Genomic DNA, 15,984 nt, shown 5'->3' with positions numbered 1-15,984 from the left:
GTTCGATTCCCCCTTAAACCGTTGCGCTTTCTTTTAAGCCTTCAATTAACACCTCTACAACCTCTTTTCGGCTGAATGTTGATGGAGGAAGTGTGCCGGAACGCAGTAATTCCCTAACTTTTGTTCCCGAAAGGATCACTCTGTCCTCGCTGCTGTGCGGGCAAGTTTTATCCGAAGCCATTCCCTCACATTTCGTGCAATAAAAGCTATGTTCAAAGAATAGTGGCTTGATGCCAAGTTCCCCTTCAGGAAATTCGCTGAAGATCAGCTGTGCATCATAGGTACCGTAGTAATTTCCGACACCGGCATGGTCACGGCCGACGATGAAATGAGTGCAGCCAAAGTTCTTCCGGGCAATCGCATGGAAAATTGCTTCTCTTGGACCAGCGTAGCGCATCGCCGCAGGATAGACACCGAGCTGGACCCGATTGCTAGGATAGTAGTTTTCAAGAAGGACTCGGTAACTCTTCAAACGGACATCGGCTGGGATATCATCGGATTTTGTTTCACCGACAAGCGGGTTAACGAAAAGTCCATCCACCGTTTCTAAGGCAGCCTTTTGGATGTACTCATGGGCGCGATGGATCGGGTTTCTCGTCTGGAAGCCGACAATGGTTTTCCATCCTTTTTCTTCAAACAAGGCCCGCGTTTCTTTCGGCTCAAGCCATACATCGCTGAATACACCTTTTTCCGGTTTTTTAACAAGTGTTACTTCACCGGCAACATAGACAGGACCTCTTTCATAAAGGCGTTTAACTCCTGGATGAGCAAGCTCCGGCGTTTTGTATACTTCTATGGCTTCTTTATCTAAGTCTGGTTCGTACCATTCAGAAACCTTAATGACTCCATAAACCTCTTTTTCAAAAACTAACTTGACTTCTTCTCCCTCGGTGAGGGTCGCCGCTGTTTGATAAGATACCGGAAGTGTCACTGGAATCGACCAAATCGTGTTATCCGCTAAACGCATATTGGCGACCACAGATTCGTAATCGGCTTTTCCAAGAAATCCCGTTAGCGGGCTGAACAAGCCAACTCCAATTAGTTCAAGATCACTTAAAGCGATAGCATCAATTTCGAGCTCTTTTTCAATATGGGCTACCTCATAATTTGGATTGTAGGCTTGAATTAATTTTCCTCCATGAGGTTTTGGTAAAAATGACATTTTTTCAAATCCTTTCAATAGTAGGTGTATTTAAATTTGATTTTACTGTCGGATGAGTTGTGGATACTGTCGGATGAGCAATATTTACTGTCGCATAAGCTTTGTTAACTATCGTATAAGCCGTATTTACTGTCGCATAACCCATGTTTACTGTCATTTAGCTGTTTTTCTGGCTGAAATCCGCGCCTTACACCCCCTTAATCCTTCACTACCTCCTGGTGCACCGTTATCGCAGGTTTTTGCCGCTTCATCAACGACAACACCCCTACTACGGAAATCAGCACCCCTGCCATGGCGATGATTGGGTAAAAATTATGTTCTATAATCAATTGAATGAGGGTGTATGATAGCACCATCGACAACACTGGTGATACAATCCAGACAGTGAGAAGCTGGACAACAATGTCTTTTTTCAAAACCGACTTGCCGTGCTTTGCAAAGCCCATTCCAATAATGGATGAGGTGGTGATTTGTGTCAGTGGAACTGGGATTCCGAATACCGATGCCACGGTGACAATCGTTGCTCCTGTTCCAGAGATGACGCAGCCCTCTTCCAGCCTCAAGGTCGTTATTTTTTTCCCATTTGTTTCAAGGACGCGCTGCCCTAGCAGTAAGGCCCCGCCTGCCACGAATAAACCGCCCCAAAATATGCCATCCCCGGTAGAGAGAATGTTCGCGCCGACAAGCGGGCCTACCGCATTGGCTACATTGTTCATACCGGCTGAAAATGCCTCAAACAGCCCCATAAAGACCACTAACAAAGACAGAAACGGAACAGCTTTCGGGGTCGCCATCCATTTTTTATTTTTCAAAAAATAGCAGGCAGCAACAGCGATGACAAATGCAACAAACGGTGTTAATAGCCAAAATAGCATGATCCAGACCAGCTTACCGACAAATACCGACTGGTACACAATCCCGGCACCTACAACGGAGCCCACTGCCACTTCACTCGTAGAAAGCGGAATCCCAAAGATGTTAGCCAAAAACAAGGATAGCGCAGCCGATGCTAAGACAATGAGTGCAACCGGGACGGTAAAGGTGTGACTCGGGACAATCCCGCTGCCGATGGTTTTCACCACTTCACCGCCGCCAAGCCAGGCGCCAAGAAATACGGCGATGCTGCATAATAGCAAGGCCAGACGTTTTTTCACAACACCTGATCCGTAGGCGATTCCCATCGAGGCCGCCGCACCACTTGCACCAATATTTATTGCAAAAAAGAATCCAATTGTTATCGCAATGATTGTGAGCAAAAGAAATGCCTCCTTTATCCCACTAGTGGGGACATGTGACCGTTTGATTACTATTGCGGGGCCGCCTTAGCGAGTGTGCAGCCCACACTCCGTCTTGCCGCTTCCCGCCCAGCGGCCCGCACGCGAGTCGCCATCCGCCGCTGCCGGCTGTGTACATGGAAAACAGCCGATGCTCGGGTATTGATGGTCGTGCAGTGTGTTGTATGGGAGATCTTTATCCTTGATGTAGCCCCAAACATCATCCCAAGTCCAATGAATCAATGGACAGATTTTGATATTCTCGAATTTTTCATCCTTATTAAGGAATTGGGTATTCGCCCTTGTCGGTGATTGTTCCCTGCGCAATCCAGAAATCCATGCTTGTTTAGCGGTCAGGGTCTCCCTTAGGGGAATGACCTTGCGGATTTGGCAGCATTGGTTCGGATCCCGTTTCCATAATGCCGACCCGTGTTGTGCCGCTTGTTCATCCAGACTGAGTTTTGGCTGTTTACGTTCAATCCGCAGATTGGAAAAACGAGCTTCAATTTTGTCGATGACCTCATACGTCTCGGGAAAATGTAACCCTGTGTCTAGAAATACGATATGGGCATCTGGCTTGATCTGCTGGATTAAATCAATTAATACAATCGCCTCAGCCCCGAAACTTGATGCGTAAACAATCTCTTCGTCGGTATATGAACCATAAGCCCATTCCAAAACGGACCTCGCACCTTTTGTTTCGTCCTCTACCAGGAATTCTTCTGATATCTGTTTCCAATTTTGGTACGTTATTGCAGTTGTCATCCCTAATGGCCTCCTCTTTTAATAAATATGAAAGTATGAATCTTCAACTTTGAGAATTGGCCAGCTCCAGCGCCCTAGCGGCTAGTGTCCTTCCACTTTTCTATCAACAAAAAAAGGCAGTCTTCCACTTCGTAAAAAAGTGAAGACCGCCTCTAGTTTGTCTAGTCAGCGTTTTTTATTTGGTTGAAGACGAACCTTTTCATTTTTCTCCAGTTGCACAATCTTGCCATCCTGGACCACAAGCGTGATGGATCCAAATTTTAATGTCTCCAGCATTTTTTCTAGATGTGCAATGAGTTCTGCCTTTTCTTCAGTGTTCAGTTAGATTCGCCTCCTTTTAGAAATTTCTCTCCTATCGAGAAAGGCGTCATATCCTAAAACACCTTATCTCTCAAAATGAACGTCATTTTGCTGGAGTTAGCACCTTGCATTGCAGGTTGCCGGGCTTCATCGGACCAGTCCCTTAGCCACTCTTGATAAGAATTTAGTATTTGATGGAATTAATCCTACCATACCAATAGGTTTTGTGTAAATAATAAAATGCAAAATTTAAAAAATTAATATTTGCACCCATTAAAAGCGGGACTTTGTATGTCAAAATTACCTTCCTCCGCATATATTTCTAGGAAAAATAGCATAGAAAAAAAGCAGCCTAGTGACTGCTCTTCTCCTAACATCTTCAATTTTAAGTAATGATGGTTCCTTTAAGTATGTTTATTTAAGTATGTTTATTTTTTTGACTCAATTTATTTAGAAAGGAATCTTAATTGGGATCGGCAGTGACCAATTGTTTGTCAAGGTCCTTATACTCTTCTTCTAAATCGCTTAAAGTCCATTCATAAAGGTGTTTGTTATTGATTTTATAAATGCCTAATTTAATGAGTTCATCAATTAGAAGATGTCTTTTTAGCTGAACTTCATTCTGCGGTGATTGATTCATCATGATAACCCCTCCACTCTTTAGACTTAAAGGCATTATAAAACAGGGTATACCCTATTTTTTGTCGAAATATCATTTAATTACATTTATTTAATGGTATTGTTATCATTTTTTAATGAACGTTAAACAGACATACCTTTTTTCCTGAAAAAATTTATAAAAACATGAAGCCAATTTTCCTTAGTTGCATTTACTGTAATGTGAAGGAGATGATGACGATGACAGAATTAAATTTTCATCAAATTGCCCATGAGTTGTTAAAGAAAGAGGTAGAAATTGTTACGCTCCAAGGTACATTTACCGGCAGGCTGCTTGAAGTTGGCAGAGATGTTCTGGTTTTGGAAAGCAGAGGCAGAATGCGCCAAAGGCTTTTGGCTGTAAGAATTGATGTGATTGTGGCGATTTTCCGCGTAGAACAGATGCCAAGGGGTCCATTTGGATTTACTCCTGAGGAATTTGACCAGGAACATGATCAGCATGAAAGCAGCGATCATTAAGCAGAAAATGCTATGAATATCCTATAAATTTGATCTTTCAATAAAGAGCAGTCATTTTCTTGGCTGCTCTTTTTGTGTTTAAATCCTTCTATTTATGCCTGTCCACATGGTAAAATAATGGAATGAAATCGCGTCACGCGTTTAAAAACTTTTATAGACAGAAGGGTTTTACTTGATTAATTTATCGATGAAACGTGACAGTAAAGGGCTTCGCTTTACCATAACGGCATTGACCGCCATTATTGGCGGGCTTATATTCTCAGTACTTCATACACCGATACCATGGCTGCTCGGGCCGATGACAGCCGTGTTAATTGGAGCCAGATTTAGCAAAATTCAATATTATTGGCCAGTTTCCATCCGCGATACTGGATTAATCATTGTTGGCTATTCAATTGGTTTGTCCTTTACGAAAGAGGCGCTGCAGCAAATTATTGAGAAGCTGCCATCTATGCTAATCATGACGGTGTTACTCGTTTGTTTTTGTGCCGGCATTGCCTTTGTGGTTTCGAAACTTACTGGAGTGGATTATCCAACAGTGCTTACCGGCAGTATCCCCGGCGGGCTTTCGCAAATGATTATATTTGCAGAAGAAATGAAAGGAATCGACATTACCACAGTGACCTTTTTACAAGTGGCCCGATTGATGATGATTATTTTCTTCGTTCCGTTTCTCGTTTTCGGACCGTTGTTTAACCATTCACCTATTCAAAATGCTTCAAATCTGGCTGACAAGGCGGCGCAATACTATGCTCCACTTTTTCCAAATATCCTATTGTTTGCCTTCATTTGTGTATTTTGCGCATTTCTTGCCAAAAAATTAAGATTTCCAACTCCGTTTATGTTAGGTCCAATCGCTGGAACGGCGATCGCTGTTATTTTCGGGCTTTATGGTCCGGCCCTATCACAGCCTATCTTAGACGTTTCTCAATTCATGATTGGCGGTTACATCGGGTTATTATTGAAGCCGGAAAAACTGGAACACAAGGCCAAAATCATTTCCCTTGCGCTGCTGAGCGGTTTGTTCATGATCGCAGGTTCTGTCGGTTTAGGATTGCTGCTTGTTCGTTTTTATCCCATGACACCCTCCACTAGTTTATTAAGCCTGGCGCCTGGCGGAATGGATCAGATGGCGATCCTTGCCCACGAAGTCCACGCCGATTTATCGATGGTGACTGGGTTCCAAATATTCCGGCTCTTCTTTATCTATTTTGCCGTCCCTCCATTGCTGCGGTTGTTTTTTAAGATTGGCAAAAACAAAACGAGGAAGGCAGCTTGAGACTGCCTTCCTCGTTTTGTGATTTAGATTTTGGGATGAAGTATTTCATCGATGATTCCGTATGATTTTGCTTCCTCCGCACTCATAAAGAAGTCCCGCTCGGTATCATTTGCTACCTTTTCCACCGGCTGTCCGGTCCGTTCGGAAATGATTTGATTAATGTGTTCTTTTAACTTTAAAATCCGCCGTGCGGAAATTTCAATCTCCGTTGCCTGCCCTCTTGCACCGCCCAATGGCTGATGAATCATAATTTCGCTATTTGGCAGGGCATACCGTTTTCCCTTTGTCCCCGCAAGCAGTAACATCGCTCCGAAAGATGCCGCCATGCCGGTGCAGATCGTCCGGATATCGGGCTTAATGTATTGCATCGTATCGTAAATGGCGAAGCCCGCTGAAGTGGAGCCGCCGGGGCTATTTATATAGAGTGAGATTTCTTTATCCGGTGCATCTGCTGCTAAAAATAATAATTGAGCGACCACACTATTCGCCGTATGGTCATTTATTTCATCACCAATGATTATAATTCGGTCCTTTAGGAGCCGAGAGTATATATCATAGGAACGTTCCCCGCGGTTAGATTGTTCAATCACATATGGAATGGTACTCATTTCATATCCTCCTTAAAGCGATTAATTGGCTATGCTGCCATACAGAGAGTGCTTGAAGGAGAAGTTGATTGAATTCGCTGTAATTTCCTTGAAAGCGACTTTGGAACGCCAACCATATTTGATATTGTTGGTATGGATTCAATCAGAACGGCTGGGTCTTGATTTTTCAACGATTCATAAAAAATATCCGCGAGCCGTTCTTTTTCTTCCTCATCCCAAAATGATTCGACTGAAAAGGTTTGATCCTCTTTATCCATGCGCTTTTTTACCCGGTGCAGACTGGCTTTTATCGCCGTTTCTGTCGTGTGTAACAAATCTGCTATTTCCTTTACTTGATACTGAAAGGCTTCTTTTAACATGAAAATCACGGCTTGTTTTGGGGTACATTCTTTCAGCAGCTGGTCAACGGCATGGGTCATATCATCAAGTTGATTGGTTACCTCATGAATGGGGTGCACAACATCCGATGCAATGGTCTCCTTTTTTCTTTTTCGCAAAAGATCAATCCATTGATGATACGCAATTTTATTTAACAACGCCATACTCATCTGCTGCTGATGATATTTTAAGGCCTTTAAAAAGGTATCCTGGGCGATATCGTCTCCATCCCAAGTGTTTTGCGTGAGAAAACGGCAATATCGTTGAAGTTTTGGATAAAATTCGAGCCAGAGCTGATCATCTTGCTGTAAACTTTTAGCGCTATCTGTGCTTAGCTTATGTGACACATGTTTTCACTCCTTCTGCACTCTCTAGCCTTTAAACGGTTCATGAGGGATAAAAAGATACGGGGGCACAAAATTTTTTAAATAGTATATGTCTATTCACATAAAACGACGGATAGAAATTTGCTTATCTTTATTATTATCATAAAGCTTTTCAACCATTTCTTCCTGTACAGCCTCCTCAAGGCTAATTTTCCTTTTTTTGATTGTGATGGTAAAGAATAAAATATTAATGGTCATTTTCTCCCCTCCTTTTTACTCGAACTAAATTTTATTTGATTCCATCTTGTTTTAATTTAATTTCAAAATATAAAACGACTAGTCAGTTTATTTTATTATATTTTTTCTATTTAAAAATTGTCAATTACTTTTGCCTATATTGGCAAAAAAAATAAAAAAAAGGCAAGCTGTTTGCCCGCCAATGTGCCTGCTATGCTTTTACTTTTTCCAAAAATAATTCCTTCATCTCCGTTAAAACTTCACGGTATGGGTAATCGTAATAGATCGTTTGGATTGTCACGCCATCAATCATCGACCAGAATAGATTGGCTGTCAGGTCAGGGTTTTCTTGGGGATTGAATTCCCCTGTTTTCTGGCCTTCTTTAATAATTTCGGCAAAGAGCTGGACAAAATATTGATGTCTCCTGGCCGTTAATTTTTCCATAAGCTCCGTATCTCGCGCTGCATAGAATTTAAATTCATTATGAACAATGATTTTATTTCTGTGTTCAATATTGGAAACATCTTGAGATAAGTAAACGTCAAATAAATAATTTATTTTATCACTTGCACTTTCGTATGTTGACAGATCTTTCGTTAGTAGTTCAAATGATTCCTGTGTATCAGAGGACATTAATTCTAAATATATGTCGTCTTTACTTTTAAAATAATTATAAATGGCTCCCTTACTGATCCTAGAATGCTCAACGATATCATCGATGGTCGCCGCTTGAAAACCTTTTTTAGCGAAACAAGCCAGGGCACTCGACAAGATCTCCTTCTTTTTCTTTTCTTTATATGAATCTGAAACGATTGGCGGCATAGTTAACCTCCGTTCATGAATAAAAATGCCTCAAATAAATTAAAACATATTTCAATCCTTTAAAACATAGAAAGAAATTAAAAATATTTTATGTTTACATAATATTATTATGATCATTTACGTGTTTAAAAGTTTGGAAGTGTTTTCATGAAAAAATGGAGAATTTTGTAGAAAAATAATGGTGGACTATTTCAAGAAGCCTGATATAATCTCATATAGAATACATTATTACTTAAAAGGTGGGCACTATGGGGAACACTTGCAGATATGTTGTCAACGCACTTGGAAAAGGTGGAGAAACATATTATACGCATTGTAAAGATAAACATGAATTACAAAAATGGATTCAAACCAATCGTGAAAAATTAATCATGGATGAATTAATGATCACAGATAAAAATCAAAGTTTATTTACCAAATTATTTGGCCTAAAAAAATTATTTTAACAATGAGACGCTATTCCTTTAGGAATAGCGTCATTATTTTGGTCATTTACTAGATTTAAAGAAAAAAATGTAATGGCAGTCCCGCGCCATTACATTTTTTTATTTTACTCTTCTAATTCTCTTAACTTCTTTCGTAATTCGATCATCACGGCTCTGGGGTTTTCTATTTCAAAAATGACATATTTGTATTTACCATAGCCCTCTAATTCCAAGTGGATTAAGGGAACCTGGTGTTCACTTGATAGAAAATACCATTCGTTTCCAAATTTAAAGCTTCCTTCATAAATATTAAGTGGGGCAATCGAAGTGCCAGGCATGCGAAGCATCCACATCGGCGGTTCAAATTCATCAATATAGACCCTTTTTATTGCCTTGTATGGAATTTTCAATTGCCACTTAAGGGCAAACACACTCAGTACTCCCGTTAATTTAAGGACAAACTCATCCTTGTTAAAGTGCACTTTCCTTCCCATAAAGGTCACCTCAATCGGATTTCAACCCTACTATTATCCTATATTTTAACACCGAAAAAGAAACCCGCCATCCACCAATTGTTAAAATTTTGTAACAACTTCTATCTTGGTGCCTGACACCCTTCCTACCCTATACAACTTCTTTAACTTGGATTTGGATGAATTTTCGTTTTTGGATGTAGATAAGTCTGAGTGATAGTGCGATTCCCGCGGCAAGTAATCCGATTGTTAGTCCGATCCAATAGCCTCTTGCTCCCAGCCCGGTAAAATGAGCGAGCAGGTAACCCGCAGGCAGGCAGATGAGCCAATAGGCGATGAGTGTCATGATAAAGGCAAGATTGACGTCTTTATAGCCTCTTAATGCCGCCTGCGCCGTTGCCTGAATGGCATCCGCTATCTGAAAAAACAAGGCGAATATTAAGAAGTTTGCGGTTAGGTTGATCACCGCTATTTCATTGGAGTATAAACCTGCCACTTCATAACGGAAGGCAACAACCAGCATTCCCGTACCCGCAGCAATCAAAATGGCAAGGAGGATTCCCAGCCAGCTGTATTGCTTCGCATCTTTATAACGCTTTGCCCCTACTTCAAAACCGACGAGAACGGTCAAGGCTGTAGAAATACTAATTGGGATCATGTATAAAAATGAAACGATATTTAACGCAGATTGATAGGCAGCAATCGTAGTGACATTAAACTTACTCAACAGAATCGTCACCACTGCAAACATGCTTGTTTCGAAGAACGTCGACAGGCCCATCGGAACGCCGATCTTTAATATTTCCTTACACGTATCCCAAGAAAATTCCTTCATATCTGAAAAAATCGGGAACGAAGAAAATGGATCCTGTGTTTTTACGATAAACACCGTCATCGCCAAAATGATCCAATACGTAATCGACGTTGCATACCCGGCTCCCGCACCGCCTAGTTCCGGGAAGCCAAAACGGCCAAAGATGAAGGCATAATTCAAGAAGAAATTGATTGGTAACGACATTAGCATGATGATCATGATCACGCGTGTTTTTCCTAATGCATAAATAAAAGATCTCAACACGTTAAAAATAAATAATGGTAAAAGTCCATAACTAAGACCTGCCAAATAGTTAAAGGCGGTACGCTGAACATCTGGAGGCAGCTTCATTTTATCTAATACAGGGTCGAGAAAAAAGTATCCAAGTATAATCACAGCAAACGCAATCATCACAGAAAGATACATTCCATGCTTGACAACCGATGACACTTCATCGCTCTTTTTTTCGCCAAATCGTTGTGCGGCAATCGGTGAGATGGCAAGTAGAATACCGCTAATTCCAGTAAAAATAGGGCTCCAAATCGATGAACCGATCGCCACACCAGCTAAATCGGAGGAATTATATTTTCCAGACATAATCGTATTGAAAAATACCATCGAAAACATGCCAAGCTGTGTGATTAAAATAGGGATTAACAAGACGAAAATTTGCTTCGTCTTTTCCTTGACAGTAAAGGTTTGATTCATAAAAGTGTACTCCTTGAAAAATAAAAGTCCGAACCCTCATTATACTTCATATTTAAATAATATTCCTTAAATAAAATGAACATTCTATCAGATATTCATTCGGTCGACATTTATTACCATTCACAAAAAAGACCCTAATAACGTGATTCCAATCACCCCTTTCGACCGCCTCTTTTTTTAAAATAATTTATAGGGGAAGGGGTTAATTAAATGGAAAAACAACTAGATGATTTATCTATTTTCGAAGAGTATCGCGACCGTCAAGTGATCTTAAACTACTATCAAGATGATGATTTTTTATCGAAACGGGACGGATTTCATTTCGTTTCAATCCAATTTGCTGATGGGCAGCTTTTATTTTTTAAAAACGATGGAAATTCCACTGCGATTTCCTTACAGGAATTTCAGACAAGGGTCATTAACAGTGATTTTCAAAATTATTATGTCTGTCGGAATGGCCGTGATCGCTTAGAAATTTATTTCCCTTAAAAGGAAATAGGACCTCCCGATGGAAGTCCTATTTCTTTACGATTTTCGATGGATTATTCACCTTATATAGTACGGGCGTATCGATCATGAATTCTGGAGGCACGTCTTTTCCCTTCGCCATTTTCTTGGCAGCTGCCTTTCCGTCAAATTCCAGCAAGTCTCCCTCGGCCAGTTCGAATTTTTTTAGCGTTTTACTGTGGCTGCACCAGGCAAGCCCGAGGTCAAGTGGATTGTCCTGGACAATCTGAACATTCTCTAAGACGACAACTTCATCATTTTCTTCATTAAATGGATTGTAGACAAGGGCAAATTGCTTCACCTTAGCTGTAAAATGTACTTTCTCCGCCGGGAGTTCGAGCTTCGGAGCCTTTTGTTTCTTTGCCTTTGGCTCCTTAGAGGGGGCAGCCTTATCCGCTTTATTGGCAGGCTTTGCCGTTGTTTCAGGTTCCGATTCTTTTGCCGCAGCTTGCTTTTCATTTACAGGCTTTGTTTCAGTTGTACTTTCTTTGTCATTTAGAGTCAACAGGCTTTCTTTTCCAAAGCTTGACGACTGCATTTCTTTTAAATAGGCGGGATGAATGCAGCTAAGGCTGCCATCATGGAATTCGATCACAAGCGTGTTAAATTCTCCACTTGTTCCGTACGATTCAAATCCTTTAATGGACACCAAACGCTGAAAGCTGCGATTCTTGTACCAAAATTCCCGTTTTGCTTCCTTTGCAGACGATAGCCCCCATTCTTTGAGCTTCTCTTTGTAATGGTCGTCATCCCGAAAGGCTTCAAAGTTCCCTTTCGGCGCAATAAGTTGAGTCGACTCAGTTTGTTCCATTTGAGGCCGTAGAACCACTAATACAACACTTCCTTCCAATATGTATGATGAATTCATTATATCATTACTAGCTTAAATTGATAATTTTATCAAATCAATCCTTTAATAATAGAAGAGAAGCCGCCCTTTTCGACTTTTAAAAGCAAAAAAAAAAGACTCTGCAAGAGAGTCTTTTTCAATAATCGAAGTTTAAATTATGCTTTACGAACGTTAGAAGCTTGTGGTCCGCGTTGACCTTGTTCAACGTCAAATGTAACTGCTTGACCTTCGTCTAAAGTTTTGAAGCCTTCGCCTTGGATTGCTGAGAAATGTACGAATACATCGTCCCCTGCTTCGCGCTCGATGAATCCAAATCCTTTTTCAGCGTTAAACCATTTTACTTTACCTTGTTCCATGTGTGTTTCCTCCTGCTGTGTGCACCCGCACACAATGTGTTACTATCCTTGCTCAAATCTTCAAGACAGAAAGCATTACACTTTAACGTTCTTGCCGACTCACAAAAATAATTCTCTTTAACTATAACAGAAATCAGTCCACAAGGCAAATCCCATAAGAAGAAAGTTCGCTATTTGCTGACCTTTTGTCCATTATTTCGCGATGAAATATATAGCATCTGCTGGAACAAACCGCAAATGTAACGTTATAGCTTTTCTGAATATTCCAAAGTAAATAATTGAAAAAATTATTCTGTAGATTCCTGATTTTTGATTGTATAATATCTAAGGAATTTATTAATGAAATGGTGATAACAAGTGCGTACATATAATGAAAAAGTAAGTATCTATCATGGAATGGTGTCTACCATCGCTTTGAATCTTGCCAGTAACTTCTTCCCAATTTTCGCAATATCAATACTTGGAGCAACCAATTATCAAGTGGGCTTAATCAGTTCACTTCCGCCACTGATTGCATTGGTCACGACGATTCCGGCGGCCATTCTGTTAAATCGGCTTGAACAGCAGCGGAAAACGGTAGCAATGTCGGTTTTTTGGGCAAGAATCATGTTCTTGCTGTTAGCAGGTGTGATTTTTATCCAAACTACCTACCAGGCATGGGCTTTTTTAATCATTGTTGCCTTAATGAATATTCCGGGAACCATTTCAACGATTGGCTGGCAAACGTTCATTAGCGGGATGATCAATGAGGAACGCAGAGGGGCTTTTTTCAGTGACCGAAATCGCCTTTTAACTATCGTCGGTATGATCACGACCTTAATTATCGGGATTTTGATGAAAAAGCAGACTGAACATGCTGCTGCCTATCAATTATTATTTATAATTGCCTTTCTTTTTGGCTTATTAGAAGTTTATTTTTTACTGAAGCATAAAGAAGAACCCAAACCAAAGTCGAGCAAGGCGGAAAAGAACTCGTCAATGGATTGGTCTATTTTCCGGGATCAGGGATACAAATGGTTTCTTATTACCGCCCTTTGCTTCAATTTCTCCTGGCAAATGGCTTGGGGAATTTTCAATATTTATAATGTGAAATATGCCCACGCGACTATTTTGTGGATAAGTATTTTTTCCGTTGGTAGTCAATTGGTGCAAATTTTCTCGTTTCCATTATGGAGAAAATGGGCGGAGGACAAGTCAAATACCCTGATGCTCGTATGGGTAGCAACTGGAATGGCTACTGCTCCATTTCTAACCGTTTTGTCTACCAATCTCGTTTATCTCACTTTTGTGCAGATGACATCCGGCTTTTTTGTTTCGGGCACTACGCTTCTATTGTTCAACCTTTTGTTGGAGAAATCGCCAAAGGAAAAAAGGACCTATTGCATTACCACGTATAATGTCCTTTTATCCTTTGTGGCCTTTATCGCACCGCAAATCGGTATTTGGCTCCTAGAGGTAACCGGTATTCAAAAATCAATGGGAATCAGCTCAATTCTGAGATTCATGAGCGCCCTCGTATTCTTGCTCATGTACATCAAATTTAACAACAAGAAGAATCAAGGAATATGGGAAAATTCTTTTGAGAAATGATAAATATAAAGGAAAAAGTTTCATATTTTTATAGAAGGAGTTGATTTTTTCGAAACTGGGAGGCAGAGATGATCAGAATAAATCATCAGGTGGCAGAACCAAAGGAACTGTTTCATGAGATAACGAATAAAGAAGCTCATCCGATTATCAATCAAATGGCCGCAAATAAAAAAACGTATGAATATCAAGCGATAAGTCAATTAAAATTTGAGCTTCTATTTCGCACGAATACAATGAAAGCGGCACAAGAACTGAATAGCAGCGGCGTAAAGTTCACGACATTTCGCTATGCCTTTTGCAATAAAAAATATTGGAATCGATTAGGGAATGGCGGCTTTCTCATTAAACCAGGTGTTCAACCTTCGATTGCCATACTGGACATTATTAAAAATGGCAAGCTTTACGCCTTTGAATGCTCCACCGCCATTGCCATTGTTTTATATATTGCAGCACTTTATTCAATTGGCAGTGAGAGGTTTGATATTCTGTTTGCACGGCTTTACCTGATGGATTGGCAATTTGATGACGATCTGCCGATTCACCAAATATATGGGGATGATTTCTTACCTGGTGATGTCCTCCACTTCAATAATCCAGATTTTGACCCGAAACAGCCGTGGTGGCGGGCTGAAAATGTCATTTATTTCGGCAATGATAAATACTATGGACATGGAATCGGAATCAGAAACGCCAGCGCCATTATCGGATTCTTAAACGGGAAAAGAAAACCAAACCCCGAAAACTCAGCCTACCTCATGCAAATGATAACCCGACCATATTATCCATCATTACAATATAGTCAATATTAAAATTGGTGTCAGGCACCCTCCGTGGACAGTGTCCACGGAGGGTGCCTGACACCATTTCTCTTCTTTTCACCGTACTAATATTAAACTACAAAAACAATAAAAAACATCTACACCTTTAAACCAAAAACGATTTAAGCTGCTTCAGCTTAGAAATTGATAAAGGCGTCGGCTGGTTTTACTTTTTCATTTATCATTTTGGTGGTTTTTAACCATTGGGCGACTTTTTCCCATGTACCTGGATCTTGATAACCGAAGGGTTTGTCGTTTGCATCCATCAACGGAAGGAGAATCTCTAAGCTTTTTGTTTCGGTATCCTTTTCAAGCGGTGATGTCTGGTCCTCATGCTCCATCAATATCGCCAAGCCTTCCTCAGGATGCTCGGAGACAAATTGTTGTCCCTTTGTCACAGCAGTGAGAAACTTTTGATACACATCCTTGTTTGCTTTTAAACTCTTTTCGCTCGCTACTAACACTAATTCATAATAATCGGGAACGCCGTAATCCGCGGGGTTCAAGGTGCGGATCGGATGTCCCTCCTTTTCAAGCAATAATTTTTCATGATTGATAAAACCGCCCATTATGGCATCGGTTTTCTTGGTTGCCATAGCGGGTATTAAATCCCAGCCAACATCAACCATCTTTACCTTCTCCGCATCCCCGCCGTCAGTTTTCACCATCGTGTGAATAATCGCTTCATCTAGTGGAATGGTTGGATACCCCACCGTCTTTCCGGCTAAGTCCTTAGGAGATTGAATTGGACTATCCTTGGCAATCATTAATTGATTCAGCGGATGGCGTACAAGCGCGGCAATCGACTGAACCGGAATATCTTCTCCTCGTGCCACAAGGACTTCCGGCTGATAATTGATGGCCATATCGACCTTATCAGCCGCAACCAGTCTTAATGGATCATTTGTATCCGCTGGCATTTGAATATCAACATCCAGCCCTTGTTCTTTGAAATAGCCCTTTTCTTTCGCGGCAAATAAAAAGGAGTGCACCGCATTTGGATACCAATCGAGCATTAAACTCACCTCCTGCAAATCACCCGAGTTCGCACCGGCCGCCGTTTGGTCGGCCTCCCCTTTTCCACAAGCGCTTAAAATAAGTAACAAAAGACTGACGACAATGTAAAAACGTTTCCTCATTGATTTTTCATATCC

General features: G+C 40.8%; 20 protein-coding genes and 1 riboswitch. Of the genes, 6 read left to right on the top strand and 14 right to left on the bottom strand.

Annotated features, from left to right (window positions below; all coding sequences use genetic code 11):
- Positions 1–13: 13 nt before the first annotated feature.
- From sat to FAY30_RS11370, 5 genes are all read right to left on the bottom strand, one after another.
- Positions 14–1,162 carry a sulfate adenylyltransferase gene (sat, locus tag FAY30_RS11390; RefSeq protein ID WP_149869995.1) on the bottom strand — a complete coding sequence of 383 codons (1,149 nt, stop codon included), beginning with the start codon at positions 1,160–1,162 and terminating at the stop codon, positions 14–16.
- 197 nt (positions 1,163–1,359) lie between these two features.
- Positions 1,360–2,418: a sulfate permease gene (locus FAY30_RS11385; protein ID WP_149869994.1), complete on the bottom strand. Its 1,059-nt coding sequence runs from the start codon at positions 2,416–2,418 to the stop codon at positions 1,360–1,362.
- Between the two features lie 66 nt (positions 2,419–2,484).
- Positions 2,485–3,201 (bottom strand): phosphoadenylyl-sulfate reductase, encoded by a 717-nt coding sequence (locus tag FAY30_RS11380; RefSeq protein WP_149869993.1) that lies wholly within the window; start codon positions 3,199–3,201, stop codon positions 2,485–2,487.
- 165 nt (positions 3,202–3,366) lie between these two features.
- Entirely contained in the window at positions 3,367–3,495 is a 129-nt protein-coding gene (locus FAY30_RS11375; protein WP_411675493.1) for a YezD family protein, read from the bottom strand.
- Positions 3,496–3,582: 87 nt separating this feature from the next.
- Positions 3,583–3,684: riboswitch (SAM riboswitch) on the bottom strand.
- Between the two features lie 280 nt (positions 3,685–3,964).
- Complete coding sequence (locus FAY30_RS11370; RefSeq protein WP_223820946.1) at positions 3,965–4,144, bottom strand: Fur-regulated basic protein FbpA; 180 nt, start codon at positions 4,142–4,144, stop codon at positions 3,965–3,967.
- A 215-nt stretch (positions 4,145–4,359) separates the two neighbouring features.
- Between FAY30_RS11370 and FAY30_RS11365 the strand changes: the two genes are divergently transcribed.
- Together FAY30_RS11365 and FAY30_RS11360 are read left to right on the top strand one after the other, a co-directional pair.
- On the top strand, positions 4,360–4,638 hold the full coding sequence (locus FAY30_RS11365) for a hypothetical protein (protein WP_149869992.1): 279 nt from the start codon (positions 4,360–4,362) through the stop codon (positions 4,636–4,638).
- A 172-nt stretch (positions 4,639–4,810) separates the two neighbouring features.
- A complete protein-coding gene (locus FAY30_RS11360) occupies positions 4,811–5,917 on the top strand; it encodes an AbrB family transcriptional regulator (RefSeq protein ID WP_223820945.1) in 1,107 nt (368 codons plus the stop codon).
- A gap of 23 nt (positions 5,918–5,940) precedes the next feature.
- Here FAY30_RS11360 and clpP read toward each other — a convergent pair whose 3' ends face one another.
- The 4 genes from clpP to FAY30_RS11340 form a co-directional block, all read right to left on the bottom strand.
- A complete protein-coding gene (gene clpP, locus FAY30_RS11355; RefSeq protein ID WP_149869991.1) occupies positions 5,941–6,525 on the bottom strand; it encodes an ATP-dependent Clp endopeptidase proteolytic subunit ClpP in 585 nt (194 codons plus the stop codon).
- Positions 6,526–6,554: 29 nt separating this feature from the next.
- On the bottom strand, positions 6,555–7,250 hold the full coding sequence (locus tag FAY30_RS11350; protein WP_149869990.1) for a sigma factor-like helix-turn-helix DNA-binding protein: 696 nt from the start codon (positions 7,248–7,250) through the stop codon (positions 6,555–6,557).
- A 96-nt stretch (positions 7,251–7,346) separates the two neighbouring features.
- Positions 7,347–7,487: a YrzI family small protein gene (locus FAY30_RS11345; protein WP_149869989.1), complete on the bottom strand. Its 141-nt coding sequence runs from the start codon at positions 7,485–7,487 to the stop codon at positions 7,347–7,349.
- Between the two features lie 190 nt (positions 7,488–7,677).
- Positions 7,678–8,289 carry a TetR/AcrR family transcriptional regulator gene (locus FAY30_RS11340; RefSeq protein ID WP_149869988.1) on the bottom strand — a complete coding sequence of 204 codons (612 nt, stop codon included), beginning with the start codon at positions 8,287–8,289 and terminating at the stop codon, positions 7,678–7,680.
- A gap of 248 nt (positions 8,290–8,537) precedes the next feature.
- Between FAY30_RS11340 and FAY30_RS11335 the strand changes: the two genes are divergently transcribed.
- A complete protein-coding gene (locus FAY30_RS11335; protein WP_149869987.1) occupies positions 8,538–8,735 on the top strand; it encodes a hypothetical protein in 198 nt (65 codons plus the stop codon).
- 104 nt (positions 8,736–8,839) lie between these two features.
- On the opposite strand, the gene FAY30_RS11330 is transcribed toward FAY30_RS11335, so the two are convergent.
- Positions 8,840–9,208: a hypothetical protein gene (locus FAY30_RS11330; RefSeq protein ID WP_149869986.1), complete on the bottom strand. Its 369-nt coding sequence runs from the start codon at positions 9,206–9,208 to the stop codon at positions 8,840–8,842.
- A gap of 130 nt (positions 9,209–9,338) precedes the next feature.
- Positions 9,339–10,709: an MATE family efflux transporter gene (locus FAY30_RS11325; protein WP_149869985.1), complete on the bottom strand. Its 1,371-nt coding sequence runs from the start codon at positions 10,707–10,709 to the stop codon at positions 9,339–9,341.
- A 210-nt stretch (positions 10,710–10,919) separates the two neighbouring features.
- On the opposite strand from FAY30_RS11325, the gene FAY30_RS11320 reads away from it, so the two are divergent.
- Positions 10,920–11,198: a hypothetical protein gene (locus FAY30_RS11320; protein WP_149869984.1), complete on the top strand. Its 279-nt coding sequence runs from the start codon at positions 10,920–10,922 to the stop codon at positions 11,196–11,198.
- Positions 11,199–11,226: 28 nt separating this feature from the next.
- Here FAY30_RS11320 and FAY30_RS11315 read toward each other — a convergent pair whose 3' ends face one another.
- Complete coding sequence (locus FAY30_RS11315) at positions 11,227–12,045, bottom strand: hypothetical protein (protein ID WP_223820944.1); 819 nt, start codon at positions 12,043–12,045, stop codon at positions 11,227–11,229.
- A 176-nt stretch (positions 12,046–12,221) separates the two neighbouring features.
- Positions 12,222–12,422: a cold-shock protein gene (locus FAY30_RS11310; protein WP_007083657.1), complete on the bottom strand. Its 201-nt coding sequence runs from the start codon at positions 12,420–12,422 to the stop codon at positions 12,222–12,224.
- Between the two features lie 357 nt (positions 12,423–12,779).
- Between FAY30_RS11310 and FAY30_RS11305 the strand changes: the two genes are divergently transcribed.
- Both FAY30_RS11305 and FAY30_RS11300 read left to right on the top strand, forming a co-directional pair.
- The gene (locus FAY30_RS11305) at positions 12,780–14,012 is read left to right on the top strand and encodes an MFS transporter (RefSeq protein ID WP_149869982.1); all 1,233 of its coding nucleotides are present in this window, start codon (positions 12,780–12,782) and stop codon (positions 14,010–14,012) included.
- A gap of 68 nt (positions 14,013–14,080) precedes the next feature.
- Positions 14,081–14,821: a protein-glutamine gamma-glutamyltransferase gene (locus tag FAY30_RS11300; protein WP_149869981.1), complete on the top strand. Its 741-nt coding sequence runs from the start codon at positions 14,081–14,083 to the stop codon at positions 14,819–14,821.
- Between the two features lie 146 nt (positions 14,822–14,967).
- Here FAY30_RS11300 and FAY30_RS11295 read toward each other — a convergent pair whose 3' ends face one another.
- A complete protein-coding gene (locus tag FAY30_RS11295) occupies positions 14,968–15,969 on the bottom strand; it encodes an ABC transporter substrate-binding protein (RefSeq protein ID WP_149869980.1) in 1,002 nt (333 codons plus the stop codon).
- Positions 15,970–15,984 lie beyond the last annotated feature (15 nt).

The organism is Bacillus sp. S3, from assembly GCF_005154805.1.
GTDB lineage: Bacteria > Bacillota > Bacilli > Bacillales > Cytobacillaceae > Neobacillus.
The sequence above is the reverse complement of the archived record's forward strand: the minus strand, read 5'-3'. Positions and strand labels throughout refer to the sequence as shown.